Origin of the sequence: Nocardia implantans (assembly GCF_035544775.1) — a bacterium.
Classification (GTDB): Bacteria; Actinomycetota; Actinomycetes; order Mycobacteriales; family Mycobacteriaceae; genus Nocardia; species Nocardia implantans.
Map to the genome: position 1 here is coordinate 1 of NZ_JAYKYQ010000035.1, position 1,010 is coordinate 1,010.

General features: G+C 61.9%; 1 protein-coding gene. It reads left to right on the plus strand.

Going from position 1 to position 1,010, the window contains the following annotated elements; translation table 11 throughout:
* On the plus strand, positions 1-1,010 hold a 1,010-nt coding region (locus U3653_RS33180), incomplete at both ends, for a condensation domain-containing protein (RefSeq protein WP_323124771.1).

Consider the following 1,010-nt stretch of genomic DNA (forward strand, 5'->3'; position numbering starts at 1 on the left):
ATGTGCTGGTGGTGGTGGTGCATCATATCGCGGCGGATGCGTCGTCGATGGGTCCGTTGGTGCGGGATGTGATGGTGGCGTATTCGGCGCGTGTCTCGGGTGATGCGCCGGGGTGGTCGCCGTTGCGGGTGCAGTATGCGGATTACGCGTTGTGGCAGCGTGCGGTGTTGGGTGAGGAGTCCGATCCCGAGTCGTTGGCGGCTCGCCAGATCGCGTTCTGGCGTGCCGAGCTTGCCGGTTTGCCGGATTTGCTGGAGTTGCCGGCTGATCGGCCGCGTCCGGTGGTGGCGTCGTTGGCGGGTGCGCGGGTGCCGGTGAGTGTGGATGCGGTGACGCATGCCGGTTTGGTGGAACTTGCTCGTGCGCATGGTGCGACGTTGTTCATGGTGGTGCATGCGGCGTTTGCGGTGTTGTTGGCGCGGTTGTCGGGCAGTTCGGATGTTGCTGTGGGTACGCCGGTGGCGGGTCGTGGTGAGCGTGAGTTGGATGATTTGATCGGTATGTTCGTCAATACCGTGGTGTTCCGGTCGCGGGTTGATGGTGGGGAGTCGTTCGCGGGTTTGTTGGGGCGTCAGCGTGAGGGGGTTTTGGCGGCGTTCGCGCATGCGGATGTGCCGTTCGAGCGTTTGGTGGAGGTGTTGAATCCGCCGCGGTCGACGGCGCGTCATCCGTTGTTCCAGGTGGGGTTGTCGTTTCAGAATGTGGCGCGTGCGGTGTTGGAGTTGCCGGGTTTGTCGGTGGCTGGGGTGGATGCTGATGTGGATGTGTCGCAGTTCGATTTGCATTTGATTGTTGGTGATGTGTATGAGGAGTCGGGTGCGGCTGGGGGTGTGGGTGGGTTTTTGACGTATGCGACGGATTTGTTCGATCGGGCGACGGTGGAGGGTTTTGTTGCTCGGTTGTCTCGTATCCTCGCTGCTGTCGTCGCCGACGCGAATATTCCGGTCGGTGAGATCGAATTGCTCTCCGACGCCGAACGGCATGACGTCCTCACCGCATGGAACGACACC